Annotated in this window: 18 protein-coding genes; 4 read left to right on the top strand and 14 right to left on the bottom strand. The window is 66.5% G+C overall.

Annotated elements, in window-relative coordinates; translation table 11 throughout:
• Positions 1 to 26: 26 nt before the first annotated feature.
• Positions 27 to 1,547, top strand: coding sequence for a 2,3-bisphosphoglycerate-independent phosphoglycerate mutase (gene gpmI, locus ACFR99_RS09565; protein ID WP_390286693.1), 1,521 nt, complete (start codon positions 27 to 29; stop codon positions 1,545 to 1,547).
• Between the two features lie 110 nt (positions 1,548 to 1,657).
• Here the strand turns inward: gpmI and ACFR99_RS09560 are convergent, their stop codons facing one another.
• Positions 1,658 to 3,829 (bottom strand): alkaline phosphatase PhoX, encoded by a 2,172-nt coding sequence (locus ACFR99_RS09560; protein ID WP_390286691.1) that lies wholly within the window; start codon positions 3,827 to 3,829, stop codon positions 1,658 to 1,660.
• A gap of 207 nt (positions 3,830 to 4,036) precedes the next feature.
• Entirely contained in the window at positions 4,037 to 4,465 is a 429-nt protein-coding gene (locus ACFR99_RS09555) for a hypothetical protein (protein ID WP_390286689.1), read from the bottom strand.
• A 371-nt stretch (positions 4,466 to 4,836) separates the two neighbouring features.
• On the opposite strand from ACFR99_RS09555, the gene ACFR99_RS09550 reads away from it, so the two are divergent.
• Both ACFR99_RS09550 and ACFR99_RS09545 read left to right on the top strand, forming a co-directional pair.
• On the top strand, positions 4,837 to 5,850 hold the full coding sequence (locus ACFR99_RS09550) for a sodium:calcium antiporter (protein ID WP_390287362.1): 1,014 nt from the start codon (positions 4,837 to 4,839) through the stop codon (positions 5,848 to 5,850).
• Between the two features lie 105 nt (positions 5,851 to 5,955).
• On the top strand, positions 5,956 to 7,278 hold the full coding sequence (locus ACFR99_RS09545; RefSeq protein ID WP_390286687.1) for an O-acetylhomoserine aminocarboxypropyltransferase/cysteine synthase family protein: 1,323 nt from the start codon (positions 5,956 to 5,958) through the stop codon (positions 7,276 to 7,278).
• 7 nt (positions 7,279 to 7,285) lie between these two features.
• On the opposite strand, the gene ACFR99_RS09540 is transcribed toward ACFR99_RS09545, so the two are convergent.
• Positions 7,286 to 7,462, bottom strand: coding sequence for a hypothetical protein (locus ACFR99_RS09540; protein WP_390286685.1), 177 nt, complete (start codon positions 7,460 to 7,462; stop codon positions 7,286 to 7,288).
• Between the two features lie 179 nt (positions 7,463 to 7,641).
• On the opposite strand from ACFR99_RS09540, the gene ACFR99_RS09535 reads away from it, so the two are divergent.
• On the top strand, positions 7,642 to 8,172 hold the full coding sequence (locus ACFR99_RS09535; RefSeq protein WP_390286683.1) for a DUF5813 family protein: 531 nt from the start codon (positions 7,642 to 7,644) through the stop codon (positions 8,170 to 8,172).
• 281 nt (positions 8,173 to 8,453) lie between these two features.
• Here ACFR99_RS09535 and ACFR99_RS09530 read toward each other — a convergent pair whose 3' ends face one another.
• From ACFR99_RS09530 to ACFR99_RS09480, 11 genes are all read right to left on the bottom strand, one after another.
• Positions 8,454 to 8,684, bottom strand: coding sequence for an Lrp/AsnC family transcriptional regulator (locus ACFR99_RS09530; RefSeq protein WP_390286681.1), 231 nt, complete (start codon positions 8,682 to 8,684; stop codon positions 8,454 to 8,456).
• Positions 8,684 to 9,430 (bottom strand): potassium channel family protein, encoded by a 747-nt coding sequence (locus ACFR99_RS09525; protein ID WP_390286679.1) that lies wholly within the window; start codon positions 9,428 to 9,430, stop codon positions 8,684 to 8,686. The genes ACFR99_RS09530 and ACFR99_RS09525 overlap by 1 nt, the downstream gene beginning before the upstream one ends.
• A 137-nt stretch (positions 9,431 to 9,567) precedes the next feature.
• Positions 9,568 to 9,798: an Lrp/AsnC ligand binding domain-containing protein gene (locus tag ACFR99_RS09520; RefSeq protein ID WP_390287359.1), complete on the bottom strand. Its 231-nt coding sequence runs from the start codon at positions 9,796 to 9,798 to the stop codon at positions 9,568 to 9,570.
• Positions 9,799 to 9,871: 73 nt separating this feature from the next.
• Positions 9,872 to 10,474: a dTMP kinase gene (tmk, locus tag ACFR99_RS09515; protein WP_390286677.1), complete on the bottom strand. Its 603-nt coding sequence runs from the start codon at positions 10,472 to 10,474 to the stop codon at positions 9,872 to 9,874.
• Between the two features lie 67 nt (positions 10,475 to 10,541).
• Entirely contained in the window at positions 10,542 to 11,291 is a 750-nt protein-coding gene (gene fabG / locus ACFR99_RS09510) for a 3-oxoacyl-ACP reductase FabG (RefSeq protein ID WP_390286675.1), read from the bottom strand.
• Positions 11,288 to 12,235 (bottom strand): ACP S-malonyltransferase, encoded by a 948-nt coding sequence (locus ACFR99_RS09505; protein ID WP_390286673.1) that lies wholly within the window; start codon positions 12,233 to 12,235, stop codon positions 11,288 to 11,290. The genes fabG and ACFR99_RS09505 overlap by 4 nt, the downstream gene beginning before the upstream one ends.
• 27 nt (positions 12,236 to 12,262) lie before the next feature.
• Positions 12,263 to 12,709 carry a holo-ACP synthase gene (locus tag ACFR99_RS09500; RefSeq protein ID WP_390286671.1) on the bottom strand — a complete coding sequence of 149 codons (447 nt, stop codon included), beginning with the start codon at positions 12,707 to 12,709 and terminating at the stop codon, positions 12,263 to 12,265.
• Between the two features lie 2 nt (positions 12,710 to 12,711).
• The gene (locus tag ACFR99_RS09495) at positions 12,712 to 13,935 is read right to left on the bottom strand and encodes a beta-ketoacyl-[acyl-carrier-protein] synthase family protein (protein ID WP_390286669.1); all 1,224 of its coding nucleotides are present in this window, start codon (positions 13,933 to 13,935) and stop codon (positions 12,712 to 12,714) included.
• Position 13,936: 1 nt separating this feature from the next.
• Complete coding sequence (locus ACFR99_RS09490; protein ID WP_390286667.1) at positions 13,937 to 14,182, bottom strand: acyl carrier protein; 246 nt, start codon at positions 14,180 to 14,182, stop codon at positions 13,937 to 13,939.
• 55 nt (positions 14,183 to 14,237) lie between these two features.
• A complete protein-coding gene (locus ACFR99_RS09485; protein WP_390286665.1) occupies positions 14,238 to 15,209 on the bottom strand; it encodes a quinone oxidoreductase family protein in 972 nt (323 codons plus the stop codon).
• Between the two features lie 2 nt (positions 15,210 to 15,211).
• Positions 15,212 to 16,057: a ferritin family protein gene (locus tag ACFR99_RS09480; protein WP_390286663.1), complete on the bottom strand. Its 846-nt coding sequence runs from the start codon at positions 16,055 to 16,057 to the stop codon at positions 15,212 to 15,214.
• Positions 16,058 to 16,136 lie beyond the last annotated feature (79 nt).

Raw genomic sequence — 16,136 nt, 5'->3', positions numbered from 1 at the left:
TAGGACGCGCCGGTTTCCCGTCTCGTATGGAAGCTGCGCTGATCGTCCTCGACGGCTGGGGACTCGGTGACGGCGGCAGGGACGCGGTCGACGCGGCCGAAACGCCGGTCTTCGACCGCCTGGCAGAATCGGGCGCGTACGGGCGGCTCGAGGTCGCCGGTCGACGTGTCGGTCTCCCCGAGGGACAGATGGGCAACAGCGAGGTCGGCCACCTGAACATCGGTGCCGGCCGCGTCGTCTATCAGGAGTACACCCGGATCTCGGACTCCATCGCGGACGGTTCGTTCCGGGAGAACGACGCGATCAACCGGGCGTTCGATCAGGCTCGCGAAAACGGCGGCCGAGTTCACTTCCTCGGGCTCGTCAGCGACGGCGGCGTCCACTCCGATCAGGAACACCTCCACGCGCTGATCGAGCTGGCGGCCGACCGTGACGTCGAGGCCGTCACCCACGTGATCACCGACGGCCGGGATACCTCGCCGACCGGCGGCCGGGAGTACCTCGGGACGCTCGAGGACGTGATCGCCGAGCACGGCACCGGCGACGTGGCGACGGTTTCGGGGCGCTACTACGCGATGGACCGCGATCAGAACTGGGAGCGGACGAAGCGGGCCTACGATGCGATCGTCAACCGCGAGGCCGAGTGGACCGCCGACTCGGCCGTCGACGCGGTCGAGGAATCATACGACCGCGGCGAGACCGACGAGTTCGTCGAGCCGACGCTCGTTACGGAGCAGCCGGCGCTCGAGGATGGCGACGCGGTCGTCTGGTTCAACTTCCGCTCCGACCGGGCGCGACAGCTGACGCGGATGCTCGCGGACATCCGGCCGGAGGACTGGGCCGACGAGTGTGCGACCAGTCCGCCGGATGCCGAGGTCGTGATGATGACCCAGTACGACAAGACGTTCGACCTCCCCGTTGCCTATCCGCCGAACCAGCCCGAGCAGGTGCTCGGTGAAGTACTGGCCGACGCCGGGAAGACGCAGTTGCGGATCGCCGAATCCGAGAAGTACGCCCACGTCACCTACTTCTTAAACGGCGGCCGCGAGGTCGAGTTCGACGGCGAGATCCGGAAGATCGTCGAGAGCCCCGACGTGCCGACCTACGACCTCCAACCCGAAATGAGCGCGCCCGAGGTGACCGACACCGCGATCGACACGATCGACTCTGACGATCCAGACGTCCTCGTGCTCAACTACGCCAACCCGGACATGGTCGGCCACACCGGCGACTACGAAGCCGCGATCGAGGCCGTCGAAGCCGTCGACGAACAGTTGGGCCGGCTCGTCGACCGGCTCGAGGCCGCCGGCGCACACGTCCTCGTCACCGCTGACCACGGCAACGCCGACGACATGGGGACCGAGGACGACCCGCATACGGCACACACGTACAACGAGGTGCCGCTGATCTATCTTGCCCCTGATGGCACCGACGGGAGCCGAACCGTCCGCGAGGGCGGCACGCTCGCCGATATCGCGCCGACGATGCTCGAGGCGATCGACCTCGACCAGCCGCCCGAGATGACCGGCGAGTCGCTGCTCGAGTGAGCGCGGTACGCCGTACCTTCCGATAGTAGCCACTGACAGTCAGTGCACACCTGATCGCACGACCGCTGTGCGATCAGTGTGTAAATCGTTTCAGTTGTTACGATAGACCGTCAGTCGTCATTTCTGTCCGTGCCTCGTCCGCGGCTACGGCCCGGCTGCTCGGCAGGACGAGCCGAACGGTCGGCTGTGTCACCGGTTTCGCCGCGGCCACTCTCCGGATGTTCGGTCGGACGGCCGGGGCCGCCGTTCTCCGGTGGCTCGTACACGTAGAGGCAGTCGTTGCTGTAGGAGCGGCCGAACTGATCGGCGTCCTCACAGCAGAGCACGCGGCCGTCGTCCATCACGAGCACGTTGTCGACATTGATCAGCGCGTCGTCCGCGACGTCAGCCGGATCACTCGCGTCCGGCCCGACGATGACCGGCTCGAGCGTCGAGACGTTGAAATCCGACTCGAGTTCCGCCCGGTAGACGACGCCGCCGTCGACCCGCTCGAGCTGGATATCGCCGACGCCGTCGTAGCCTGCTTCGGTGGACATGTCGTCGTTGAGTTCGGAGATGGCGAAGTAGACGTAATCGCCCGGCTCGGCTCCGTCGACGCTGTCGACGCCTTCGGCTTTGTTGAACTCGATGGTCGCGCCGATCTCTTTGGCGGCCGCGCGCGTCTCGAGGAACGGCACGCGACGCAGCTCTGGATCGACGCCGTCTGGACCGTTGGCCTCGTACTGGTCGGCCCAGCGGACGATCTCCTCGTCGATGATGTAGTCCTGATTGCCGTTTTCGACGACCTCCATGTCGGCTTCCTCGAGAGCGGTTTCGAGGTCCGTCTCCCAGTCGGTCTCGGCGTGGGTCTCGAGGTAGTCGACCTGGGTGACGTCGTCGTAGTCAGCGATCCACGCTTCGACCTCGCGGTTCGTGGCGTGGCCGAGTTCCAGCCACTCGAGCTCGAGGTCGACAACGGCCGGCGGAAGTTCGCGGGCGGCTTCCTCGTTGGTCACTGTCGGGGCATAGAGAGTACCGGCGATGTCCATCGGGTCGTCGTAGCTGTCGATTGGCTCGTCAGCAACGAACTTGTATATCCCCTTGCTGTCGCCGTCAGAGCAGCCGTAGACCGTCTTTCTGTCGGACTGGATGTCCGGCGCCTCCCAGGCGGCCCGTCCCATCACGTAGTACTTGACGGGCTGTGGCGTGTCGGCCGTCGGCTCGCGGACGTCGACGTGGTAGCCGTAGCGGTAAGGGTTGGGGTAGACGTCGCCGATCGGCTCGAGCGTGTTCCCGTCGGCGTTCTGGTCGACGGGGGCCGCACCGAGATAGTACGCGAGGAACTCGACACCTGTCAGTGACCAGTAGCCCTGGACGCCCCAGGCCTCCTCGCCGTAGTAGTCATCGACAGCGCTCTGGATCGCCGAGGGGTTCGGTCGGTTCCAGAACTCGTGAGCGCCGCGACGTCCCTTGCCCGTCCCTGCCTCGACGATGTCGCCGACGGTCGCGGCCAGCGAGACACGCGGGTGTGCGTAGTTCTCCTCGGAGGAGAGCATCGTGTTCCACGGACTCAGATCGCCGTAACAGTTGATGCGCGTGCCGCCGAGCTCGCGCATCGGCTCGGTGTTGGCGAGATTGATCGCGTTCTCGAGGTCGGCCTCCCACTCGCCATCGGCGGTCCGGCTGATCGGGATCCGGGTGACGTTGCCAGGGCTGTTCTCCCAGTTCGTAAACAGGTATCCCTCGGTGCCGTCCTCGTTCGTGGCGACGAACTCGTTACAGTCGGGGTTGTACGCGGCGTCGCCGTACTGCGTGCCGGCGAACGCGTCGGTCGTGATGTTCTCGCCGTCGGGAGTCTGGACGACGCCGAGTTCCTCGGTGCCGCCGTTGATCTCCTCGTGAGCCCGTGCGAGGAACGTGTACTCGCTGTCCGCACCACGGACGATCCCTCGCTCCGCGTTCGTCTGGGGCGTCGACAGCTCGTCGAAGTCGTCGTTGCTCCCGTCGAACTCGAACTTGAAGCCGCTGAAATAGCCGATTCCGGCCTCGTCGTACGGCGCGGGGTTGTCGCGGCTCGGATGCTGGAGGCTGTAGAGCAACTCACCGTTGTCGAACACGAACGGCCCGGTGACCTCCGCGCCGAGCGCGGTCGACGAGAACCGCTTGAGGTCCCCCTTCACGTGGGGGGCCAGCGGCGTGTCGGGATCGTCCGGATCGTCGGCGCTCGCGACGCCAGCGACGCTCGCGCCCAGTGCTGCGGCGACCGAGGCTTCCATCAGGTTCCGTCGAGTGAACTCGACCATCAGTTCGGTACCCGTCCAGTGCGTTATAGAATTTTTATATGTTTGATATGTACGCCAGGGGTGACAAACGAACCGAACGGACCGCTATGTAGGTCTTCGTTCCGACCATACCTGCCTTGTCACTGGCTGCCGACAAGTACCTGTGCGCTCGAGACGAACCCGGAAAAGAGCAGCTCGTCAGTTACAGCCCCGTGAGAGCGGCGTCGGCTACTCGAGTCCCTGTTCGGCGGCGTTCGCGCGGATCTCCTGGGCGCGCTGGCGGACGGACGCGACGTAGCGCTCGATCTTCGGGGGTGTTTTCCCGTAAAACGACGCCACCCAATTGACGTCCGTCCCCGGCATCGTGAGAAAGTACGCCGCGAGCGTATCCCGTCCCGCCTGAATGACCTCCGGCGGAACGCCCCGATCGCCGGTACCCACCTCCTGAAAGCCGTTCGTATCGAAGTAGACGTCGGCGTAGAGCGTCGCCATCTCCGGATCCTCGAACGTAATCGACGTATGCTGCGGGGCGTCGAACCGGTACTGCGGTGTCTCGGTGTCCGGCGGCGTAACCTCGAGAATTCGGACGTCCAGTATGTAGTCTTTGTAGACCGATTCGGCATCGTCGCTCCGTGGCTGCGGCGTTGATTCGGACATAGGTGGTCGACGTCGCTCGGCAGCGGTTCGGACGGCAGTCCGTCGCGCGTACCGTCGCGTCGTGACCCAAGTGCCGAGAGCCGTGCGTATGAGCGTTGCTAGTAGCAGTCCCAACGGTCACGAAGCGCTCACGAGCGATATAGAGGGCACCCTACTCGACCCGACGGGCGCTCGAGCACCGCCCAGTGGGGCGATCACAACGCCATCGCCGCGAGAGTCTGCCATCTTTACACGTCTGCGCGAGAAGGGCGAACCATGGAAGCGGAAGCCGCCGAGAAAGCCGAGACGCGAGAGACAACCGCTCGACGAGGCGAGCGCAACCGAACGTGTCGGCAGGGATCGACGGTCGGTCGCCGACCAGCGACCCGGTTATGATCGAGATCGCGGGGCTGCTCGCCCTCGCTGCCGTCGGAACGGGCGTACTCTGGTACGGCAGTGCCAGACTCGAGGAGGCGGCAAACGATCTCGCGGCCGCCTACGGGCTGCCGGCGGTCGTTCAGGGGGCCGTCATCGCCGCCGTCGGTTCGAGCATGCCCGAACTGGTGAGCGTATTGCTGGCGACGCTGCTCCACGGCGAGTTCGAACTCGGCGTCGGGTCGATCGTCGGCTCGGCAGTGTTCAATCTGCTGGCGATTCCCGGACTCGCCGTGGTGGTCGGCGGCGGCATCGACACGTCGCGCGAACTGGTTTACAAGGAGTCGCTGTTTTACATGCTCGCGGTCGCATCACTTTTGTTGACGTTCTCGCTTGCGGTCATCTACAACCCGGCTACCGAAGCCGACGGCCTCATACGGGGCACAGTATCGCGGCCGCTCGCGCTGTTCCCCGTCGCGCTGTACGGCCTCTACATCTTCACCCAGTATCTCGACGCCGCCGACGAGGGGGCGTCCGCGGATACGTCGGTCGATATGCTCCCGACCTGGGTGCAGTTCGGTGTCGGACTGGTGGCGATCGTCATCGGCGTCGAAGCGCTGGTGCGGTCGGCGATCGGCCTCGGCGAAGCGTTCGGGACTCCCTCGTTTCTCTGGGGGATGACCGTCGTGGCCGCCGGCTCGAGCCTGCCCGATACGTTCGTCAGTCTCGCGGCCGCACAGGCGGATCGGCCGACGGTCACGCTGGCGAACGTCCTCGGGAGTAACACTTTCGATCTGCTCGTCGCCGTCCCGGTCGGCGTCCTCGTGGCGGGCTCGCTGACGGTCAACTTTGCCCACATCGTCCCGATGATGAGTTTTCTGGTTCTCGCAACGATCGTCTTCTTCGGTATTTCCCGAACCGAAATGCGCCTCTCGAAGCGCGAGGCGTGGCTGCTGTTGGGGCTCTATGGCGCGTTCGTCGGCTGGTTGCTCCTCGAGAGCCTTCGCATCGTTACCGTTCTCGAGTTCTAACCGCCGACACGTAGTACTCGGTAATATCTGCCCGCATCTCGGTTGTATTCCGGTGCCAAGGGAAACGCGAGGGGTTTTAGATGGGATGGCTGCAACGACTCGGGTATGAGTGACGATTCCGATTCGGACGGCCATCGCTTCGCGACGAAAAGCATCCACGCCGGGCAGAAGCCGGACCCGGCGACGGGTTCCCGCGCACCGCCGCTGTACCAGACCACCTCGTACGTCTTCGACGACGCCGAGCACGCCGCGGAGATGTTCGCACTCGAGGACGAGCCCGCCGCGTACGCCACCGCCTACGATGGCAAGAATATCTACAGCCGGATCCAGAACCCGACGACGATGACCCTCGAGAACCGCATTGCGGCACTCGAGGGGGGTATCGGCGCGATCACGACCTCGAGCGGCATGGCGGCGCTGGACCTCGCGACCTTCCTGCTCGCCGAACAGGGCGATAACATTGTCAGTGCGTCAGCCCTGTACGGCGGTACGTACACCTACCTCACCCACACCGTTGCCCGCCGGGGCGTCGAGACGACGTTCGTCGACACGCTGGATTACGAGGCCTACGAGGAGGCCATCGACGAGGACACTGCCTTCGTTCATCTCGAGACGATCGGCAACCCCGCCCTCGTGACGCCGGACATCGAGCGGATCGCCGATATCGCTCACGACCACGAGGTCCCGCTGCTCGTCGACAACACGTTCGCGACGCCGTACCTCTGCAACCCCTTCGACCACGGTGCGGACCTCATTTGGCACTCTACGACCAAGTGGATACACGGGAGCGGCACCACCATCGGCGGGGCGCTCGTCGACAGCGGAAATACCCCCTGGGACGAGTGGGACTACCCCGAGATCGGTGGCGACAACCCTGCCTATCACGGCGTGAACTTCGCCGAACGGTTCGGCGACGCGGCGTTCACCTACGCCGCCCGTGCCCGCGGTCTGCGGGACATCGGCAACCACCAGTCGCCGTTCGACGCCTGGGTCACGCTCCAGAAACTCGAGACGCTCCCGCTTCGGATGGAGCGCCACTCCGAGAACGCGCAAGCGGTCGCCGAGTATCTCGAGGACCACCCCAAGGTGTCTTGGGTCAACTACCCCGGCCTCGAGAGCCACGAGACCCACGAAAACGCCACGGAGTACCTCGACGGCGGCTACGGCGGCATGATCACGTTCGGCCTTGAGGGCGGCTACGAGTCGGCTCGAACGGTCTCGGAGGAGGTCGAACTCGCGAGCCTGCTCGCGAACGTCGGCGATGCAAAGACACTGATCATCCATCCCGCGAGTACGACCCACCAGCAGCTCACCGAAGAGGAGAAGCTGGCAAGCGGCGTCACCGACGACCTCGTGCGCCTCTCGGTCGGCATCGAGGACGTCGACGACGTGATCGCGGATCTGGATCAGGCGATCGAACAGGCGTAGGGAGTCATCAGCGAGTGCGGCGGTCGGACGCAGCGTCGATGTCGCTGTCATGGCCGTTGTCCTCGTCGGCTGCCTCGCTGTCAGCGTCGGTCCCAACGATGGGCAAGCCGGAGCCACGGCCGCCGTCCGTTCCGAGGAGGCGAGCGAATCGACGACGGTCTGCAGTTTTCCGATCGAGAGTCATGCCGTCGAGCGATGCCGGATCAATGGGAAGTACCCTAGATTCGTTTCGGGCACAAACGCGACGTTTCTCGGTGAAACGTTCCAGTATCAACCGCCAAACGGCCATGATTCGGTCGCCGCCGACGCGGCGAGTCAGCTACTCCAAAACACCCTTTTTCGTCACGCCCCTCTGGACGACCGATGACCGATCTTCCGGCCCCCGTTGACCGCGCACTCGAGGCCCACGACGCGTTCGATCGCACCGACGACGGCTACGACCTCACGACCACCGTCTTCGAGACGACCGTCACGGCCGAGGACGCCGAGGGAAAGCGCGACGGTCGCTTCCACGTTACCGTCTTCCTCCCGACGCTCGACGCCGCCGTCAGCGGCGAGACCGTCGCCGACGTCGTCGAAGACGGCTGGTTCGAAACACTCGAGCGCCGTCTCGAGGACGTTTTCACCGTCGCCCACACGGACACCCACGACGAACCGGTCGTCGAACGCGACGCCGACGAAGTCCGGGTTCACCTCGAGTACACTGCCTGGGACGCAAGCGAAGGCGTCGAGGACGCCAAAGCCCTTATCGAGTTCGTCGAAGGCACCTACGCACAAGGGATCATCCCCGGCTACGAGTATCAGGGCGAGGCGGCGACGCTGCTCGAGAACGCCCAGCAGCGGGGGCAGCAGGCCGCGGACGACAACGGGAGCAGCGGCGGCATGCCACTATAGCGGGCTGGCGATCGTTTCCAGATCTGATCTCTTTGGCCGGGGAGCGTGGCTCGAGCGACAGCGAGAGCCACGCTCCCCGGGGAAGGGCAGGTACTCTCCCTGTTACTGACCGCGAGCGACCGAAGGGAGCGAGCGGGCCGACGACTGACCCAGAAGCCGCGCTTTGCGCGGCTGGCGGGGAAAGAGGAGTGCTTTTCATCGAAATTTTACCGAGGGACGCGGCGGCGTGCGGCAGCTTCGCTGCCGTCGCCGTCGTAGACCGCAGAGTGAAATTTCGTTCCTTAGTCCATCGCGATGTACGTCTGCGTATCCTCGATCCCCTCGATAGCTTGAATGTGCGTCGCAGCGATCTCCTTGACCGCGGCCGGCGTCTCGACCTGCGCTTTCGCGATGAGGTCGACGTCGCCGGCGACGATGTGGGCCGATTGTACGCCCTCGATCGATTCGATGCTGTCTTTGAGTCGATCCGCCTCGCCCGTGTTCGCCTTGATCATGACGAATGCAGTGACCATTAGTTTGCACCTCCAGTATCGCTGTCCGCATCACGATCCGTCGAGACTGAACTCGAGCCCGATCCCGCGTTCGCGGCCGCCTCCATCGGCGTTTCGCCGACCAGCAGCTGGCGGACATCGTTCAAGACGTCGAACTCCGCGAGGACGACGAGCCGGTCGCCAGCCTCGAGCGAGAGGTCTTCGGTCGGAATCTCGAGTGGCTGAGTGTCCTTGCCGAACGCGAGGACGGTCGCGTCGGCGGGCAAGTGCAGTTCGCTAATTGTGTACCCGTTGACGGGTGCCGCGTCGGTGATCGTGAGTTCGACGACCTGCAGGCTCGGGGCGATGTCGGCGATGGCCCGGATCGTTCCGCCCAGCAGAGCGTTTTTTGCGCCGATCGCGCCCAGTCGCTCGGGGTAGATGACCTCGTCGACCTGATTGGCGTACTTGCGGTAGATCCCCTCGCGGTAGGCCTCGTCGATCCGCATGACGGTGCGACAGTCGTGGTGGTTCCCGATCATACAGGCGGTGAAGTTGACGTTGAGATCGCGGGTCAGCGCACCGAGGGCGTCGGCGTCCGCAACGCCGGCCTCCTCGAGGACGGGTTCGCGGGAGCCGTCGCCCTCGATGACGGGAAAGTCCTGATTGCGAGCGCGTCTGATCGTCGGTTCGTCGCGTTCGACCAGCGTTATCTCGTGGCCTTCATCGCGGAGGACGCGCGCCGTCCGCAGCCCGACCCGTCCGGCCCCGATAATGACGAACTGCATAGACAGGGATACGCCCGCCCCTGTGAATAAGCTTGCCCCCGACTAGCATGGGGCATGACGGGACAGAAGCTGCAGCATGGAAAACACGCGACGAGACCAGCACGACGACGGTGGCCGTGACCCCCGTGGCCGAGCAGTCAGCCCATCGCGATGTAGGTCTTCGTATCGGTGACGCCGCCGAGTTGCTGCATCCGCGAAGAGGCCGTCTGGAGCACGTCGTAGACCTCTGGGGCGTCGATCTCCGCGATGATGTCGTAGTTGCCCGCTACGATGTGGGCATCGGAGACCGTCTCGAGCCCGGCGATCTCGGCGAGCAGGCCCTCGGATTTCCCGGCAGCGGTCTTCACCATAATGAACGCGTGGACCATCGCCAGTGTGGTACGCTGTGGCACGACTAAAGCCTTTGCCCAGGGTCCGATCGCAAGCAGTGTCGAGCCGGTATCAGTGAGATTCGTCGACAGCCGCGGCGAGCGCGTCGGTCACTGCCTCGCGGACCGCCTCGGGCGACTGCGTCGCGTCGACGCGGACGAAGCGGTCGGGATCGCGCTCGAGGAGGCGCTCGTAATTGTCCCGAACCGACGCGAGGTACTCGGCGCGCTCGAACTTGTTCGTCGTCCCCGCGCGGGCCGCAGCGGTTTCGGGATCGAGATCGAGGTAGATCGTCAGGTCGGGCTCGATCGAGAACGGCCGGTGGATGTCGACGACGTACTCGAGAGGGTCCGCGAGGCCGTGGCCGTCGGCCGCCTCGAGAGTCGCACCCTGGTAGGCAAAGCGCGAGTCGGAGTAGCGATCGGAGATCACGAGGCCGCCACGCTCGAGGGCGGGTTCGATCACCCGCGAGAGGTGGTCGGCGTGGTCGGCGGTGTAGAGAAAGAGTTCCGCCAGTGGATCGGCATCGTCATCCTCGATCGACCGGTAGACGGCGTCGCCGTACCAGGAGTTCGTCGGCTCTCGCGTGAACACGGCGTCGGGATAGCGCTCCTGTAAGGCCTCCCAGACCGTCGTCTTGCCGCTGCCATCCAACCCCTCGAGCGTGACGAGCATGGTCGCACCTCGTCGTGAGTGCTACTAGAACCTGTCGAGAGACGTGGATCGGGGGCTCGAGGCCAAGTTACAGCGCGAGGCCGTCGTCGACGCGCACGACCTCGCCGTTGACGTACGACGCGGCGTCGCTGGCCAGAAACGCGATCACGTCAGCGATTTCCGCGGGTGTGGCGACGCGACCGCTTGCGGTATCCGTCTCGACGGTCGACTCGTGGCCCCGCGTCTCCGCGAGCAGGTCGGTGTCGGTGTAGCCGGGTGCGACAGCGTTGACGCGGATGCCCTTGCCGCCGAGTTCGCGGGCTGCCGCACGCGTGAGGCCAAGGACGCCGGCCTTGCTCGCGGCGTAGTTGGCTTGCCCGGCCCAGCCGCGCTGAGCGGCGACGCTGGCGACGTTGACGATGCGACCGCCCCCGTCGTCGTGGCCCAACATACGTCTGGCCGCTTCCCGCGTGCAGTAGAACGTCCCTGTGAGGTTAACGTCGATGACCCGCTGCCACTGCTCGGGAGACAGCCGAACCAACAGCCCATTAGCCACCGTTCCGGCGTTGTTCACCAGCACCGTCGGGGACCCATACCGCTCGGCGATGGTCTCGAACGTTGCCGCTACCGCGTCGGAGTCGGCGACGTCGAACCGCTCGACAGTCGTCTCGGCAGGATATGACGCCAGCACCGCCGCCGTCTCGTCGGCGGCTGCGTCGTCCTCGTGATAGGTCGCGACGACGGTCGCCCCGCGCTCGGCCAGTCGCGTCGCCACCGCGCGACCGATACCGCGTGTCCCGCCGGTGACGACTGCAACCTCTCCGTCGAAGTCGATCACGCGAACACCTCCCGAGCGTCCGCGGGCGTCTCGAGCGCCCAGCACTCGGCTTCAGGCGCGATACGCTCGACGAGCCCCGCCAGCACGCCCGCTGGGGGGAACGCGACGAACCGCTCGATCCCCTGTTCGCGAAGCGTTTCGACGACGCGCACCCAGTCGACCGGCGACGTGATCTGTGTCGTCAGATCCCGCCGCGCGACGGCTGGATCGGTATAGCGTTCGCCGGTCACGTCAGAGACGACAGGCAGTTCGGCCTCACGCAGCGTCACCTCCGCCATCGCCGTTTCGACGCAGTCGACGGCCGACTCCATCACGGGCGAGTGAAACGCCGCCCCGACATCGAGTTCGCGAAACCTGGCGGACGTCCGCTCCTCGAGTCGCTCCTGTACGTCCGCGACACCCTCAGCTGTGCCACTGATGACGGTCTGTTTCGGCGCGTTGTACAGGGCGACGCCGACGTCATCCCGTGTGGAACAGGCCTCGGCGACCTCGTCCGGATCTGCCAGCAATACCGCCACCATCGTTCCCGGGCCGTCGGCGGCTGCCGCTCGTTCCATGCACTTCCCTCGCCGGTAGGTGAGGGCGGCCGTGGTCGCGGGATCCATCGCATCCGCGGCCGCCAGTGCGGTGAAGTGCCCGAGGCTGTGGCCGGCGACGGCCGCCGGATCGACGTCGAACCGAGCCGTCACGCCCTCGTAGATCGCGATTCCCGTGGCCAGCAACAGCGGCTGGGTGTTGCTCGGGCGCTGGATCACGTCCGCGGTCCCGTCGAAGCACAACCCCGGGAGGTCGATCTCGAGGGCGTCGTCGAGGCGATCGAACACCGCGCGCGTCTCGGGCCAGTCGTCGTAGAACGCCCGTCCCATCCCGACGGTCTGGCTCCCCTGGCCGGGGAAGAGAAACGCCGTCCCGTCGAGCGTCGTGGGGGGCTCGTCAGTAGCCATGTTGATGCTGTGAGTCAGACCACCCGCTTAGTCGTGTCGAGTCGCTACAACGGTAACCGAGCCGACAGCATAGCCCGCAGTCTGATCGTGGCTCAGGCTAACGTCGATGTCGGCTGTCGCGAGCGAACTGCCGCGTTCCTCGAGCGTCGCGGCGAGCGCATCGGCCGCAACGGGAGCCAGCGAGAGATGAGGACCGTCAGCCCGGCGGTCAATTTCGATTGTGGCGGAGGGCACGCCGGGAGACGAGCCAGCGAGTGTCTTCAGGAACGCCTCCTTGGCCGCCCAGCGGGCGGCGTAATGTTGTGGCGGATCGCTCTGCGCCTCGCAGTAGGCCTGTTCGGCTGGCGTAAAGACGCGGTCGCGAAACGAGTCACCGAACTCCGCGAGCAGGTCGGCGAGACGGGAAATAGAGACGATGTCGACACCGTGCGTGACGACGGGATCGGAGTCGTGGGGGACTTCGTCGTCGGCCATCGTTACGGGCGCTCGAACACGAGTACGCCGTTCGTCCCGCCGAAGCCGGCCGACGTACTCACAGCGACGTCGACGGCCGTCTCGTATGGGTCGGTGACGATCGGCAGGTCACAGGCCGGATCGGGCGTCTCGTAGTTCGCCGTCGGCGGGATCGTCCCCTCGGCGATGGTCCGTGCGACGACGGCGGCCTCGATCGCACCGGCAGCACCCAGCGCGTGCCCGAGGTGGCCCTTGATACTCGTCGTCGGCGGAATCCCGGTCTCGCCGAACACCGTCGCGAGCGCGTCGGCTTCACGAGCGTCGCCGACGGGCGTGCTCGTCGCGTGAGCGTTGACGTGATCGACGGCTGCCGGCTCCCTGTCGGCGTCGGACAGCGCCTGCTCGAGACAGCGCCGAAGCCCGTCGCCCGATTCGGCCGGCCGCGTGGGGTGGTGGGCGTCGGCGGTCCGGCCGGCCCCGGTGATCGCGGCGTACGGCGTCGCCCCGCGCTCGCGGGCGTGGTCGCGTGCCTCGAGGATGACGATACCGCAGCCCTCCGAGAGAACGAGTCCGTCCCGATCGTCGTCGAAGGGGCGACTCGCCGCCGCGGGGTCGTCAGCGCGGGTGCTGAGCGCCCGCATCGAATCGAAGCTACCGACGCCCAGCGGCGAGATCGCGGCATCGGTGCCGCCGGCGACGACAACGTCGGCCCGGCCGTGACGGATGTCGTCGGCCGCGGCCGCGATGGCGTGCGTGCCCGCCGAACACGCCGTTCCCGGCGCGCGGTTCGGTCCCTTCGCGCCGATCGTCATGCTGACGTGTCCGGCTGCGAGGTTCGTCAGTGCACTCACGAGAAACGACGGCGAGGGGCGCTCGCCCGCCGCGGCTTCGATTTCGGACAGGCCGGCCAGTCCGGAGCCGATGCTGGTCCCCACTCGTTCGGCGTTCCAGTCGGGGCTGGCGGCGTCGAACCCGGCATCCGCGAGCGCCTCGGCGGTTGCGGCGACGGCGAACTGGGCGTATCGCCCCATCGTCCGGTCGTCGACACGATCGTCGGGTGCAACGGCCGCCGGATCCGGCCCCACCTCACAGGCGATCGACGCCCGCAGCCCCGCCGCGTCGGGGTCGAAGCGCGTGATCGGCCCCGCGCCGCTCGCACCCTCGAGCAACCCGTCCCAGGTCCGGTCGACGCTCTCGCCGAGCGGCGTTACCAGGCCGAGGCCGGTCACGACCACGTCGCGGCTCATCTCAGGCGCGCTCGTCGACGTACGCCGTCAGGTCACCAACCGTCTCGAGGTCTTCCAAGTCCTCGTCGGGGACGTGGACGTCTAGCTCTGCCTCGATGGCCTCCGCGATTTCGACCAGATCGAGCGAGTCGGCGTCGAGCGTCTCCCCGTCGAACGGCGTTCCGTCGTCGAACGCGTCCGAATCGACGCGCAGTCGGTCGGCAACGATCCCTTCGACACGGTCAGGTACACCCTCCGTAGCTGTCATGTGCTGTCGTTCCGCGAGCGCCGTCAAAACCGTCCCGGTTCTCGTCGGGATCCGATTACGGCTCGAGGACGACCGTGCCAACGGTCTCGCGGTCGGCGAGCGCGTCGTGGGCCTCGTTGGCATCCGTCAGCGGCAGCGTCCGGTCGACGACGACGTCGACCCGTCCCGTCGCGACGGAGTCGAGCAGCGACGGCACCGCACCGAGGACGCGCTCGGGGACGTGTTCGATGGCGTGCTCGAGGTGGTAGCCGCGGACGGACTGGTTCGCAAAGAACAGTCGTGGGGTCGCCACGGTCGGCACCGACCCGCTTGCCATGCCGAACGAGACGATGCGACCGACCGGCGCGAGCGCGTCCACGCTGGCGGCGAAGGCGTCGCCACCGACGCCGTCGACGACGAGGTCGACGCCGTACCCGTCCGTCCGCTCGTGGATGGCGTCCGCGACGTCAGTGTCCGTGTAGTCGATGGTGTGGTCGGCCCCGAGGTCGCGAGCCAGGTCGCGTTTCGCCGCGGTGCTCGCGGTGGCGAAGACGGTCGCTTCGGCTGCGGCCGCCAGTTGAACGGCGAGCGAGCCGACCCCGCCCGCCCCGGCGTGGATCAGCACCCGGTCGTCGGCCGACAGGTCGCCCCACTCGTGGAGAACGTTGTGGGCGGTCAGTCCCTGAACCGGGAGCGCCGTCGCATCGGCCCACGGGATCGAGTCGGGAATCCGGAAGGTCCGATCGATCGGTGCCGTCGCGACTGCCGCGTAGCCGCCGGTCGACGACAGCGCAGCGACGTGGTCGCCGACCACGAGGTCGCTCGTCGACGGCGCGGCCGTGACGGTGCCGGCGACGGCCAGCCCCGGGACGAACGGCGGCGACGGACTGTCCGGGTAGGCCCCGCGGCGTTGCTCGATGTCGGCGAAGTTGACGCCGGCGGCCGCGACGTCGATGGCGACTTCGTCCGCACCCGGCGTAGGCGCGTCCCGGTCGGTGACCGTCAGGACATCGCTGTCGCCGTACTCAGATACTTCGACGGCTCGCATGGTCAGCCCTCGGCCCCCGGGTCGGCGGCTCCGTCGGACAGTTGCTGCAGTCGGTTGCGACGCTGCTGGGCGACGAACGCCACGAGGTCGCCGCTGTCGGGGCCGGGCAGGCGACGCCACCCCATCCGCTCGACGACGACGTCGACCGGCTCGGCGAGGCCCATGACAGTCTCCTCGACGAGCGAGCGCTCGACCGCGCCACTGTCGAGGAGGGCTGCGAGTCTGTCCATCCCGTATCCGACGTGGCGGCCCTCGTCACGGCGGATGCCGCCGAACCCCTCGACCAGCCCCGGAAGCGACGGGCCCTCGGTCTCCGGGCCGAACGTCGATTCGACGGCGTGGAAGCCGGTTTGACCGAAGACGCCCTCGACCGTCAGGTGATAGTGACAGTATGCTCGTGCCCGGTTTTCGGGCGTATCCGCCTCGAGCAGGCGATTCATCGCCGTTTCGGTCCGATCGAAGATTTCCTCGTAGGCGTCGGTGAACCACCGGTCGGCCGTCGGCGGGGTCGGCTCGAGGCCGCGCGCCTCCGTGGCGGGCCTGACGGCCTCGGCCCAGTAACGCTCGAAGAAGGCGGCGTGTCTGGCCTCGTCGTAGAGGTGGCTCGCGACGAATCGCTGATCGCTGTCGTCGTCGACGACCGCAGCGACCGGCACCAGATCCTCGGTGACGTGTTCCTCGCCCGCGCCGAACATGGCGAGCGTCGCGCGTAGCTGCGTAAACGCGCTCCGGCTGAGGTCGGTGAGCGTCTCCCGGTCGGCCGTCAGGTCGATCGCGTACGGATCCCAGTGGCGCTCGACGGCCTGCCTGAAGTATCGCTCCGTCGTCTCCCGTGTGTCCGGCGGCATGTCAGCCTTGTTTGATGAACCCGAAAATAAGACTGCCCATCCCGGCTGGTGGTGGCGGGTCGGCGAGTCGACCCGATTC

Source organism: Haloarchaeobius amylolyticus (assembly GCF_042678045.1).
Taxonomy (GTDB): Archaea; Halobacteriota; Halobacteria; order Halobacteriales; family Natrialbaceae; genus Natrinema; species Natrinema amylolyticus_A.
This window is presented reverse-complemented; position numbering and strand designations above follow the sequence as displayed.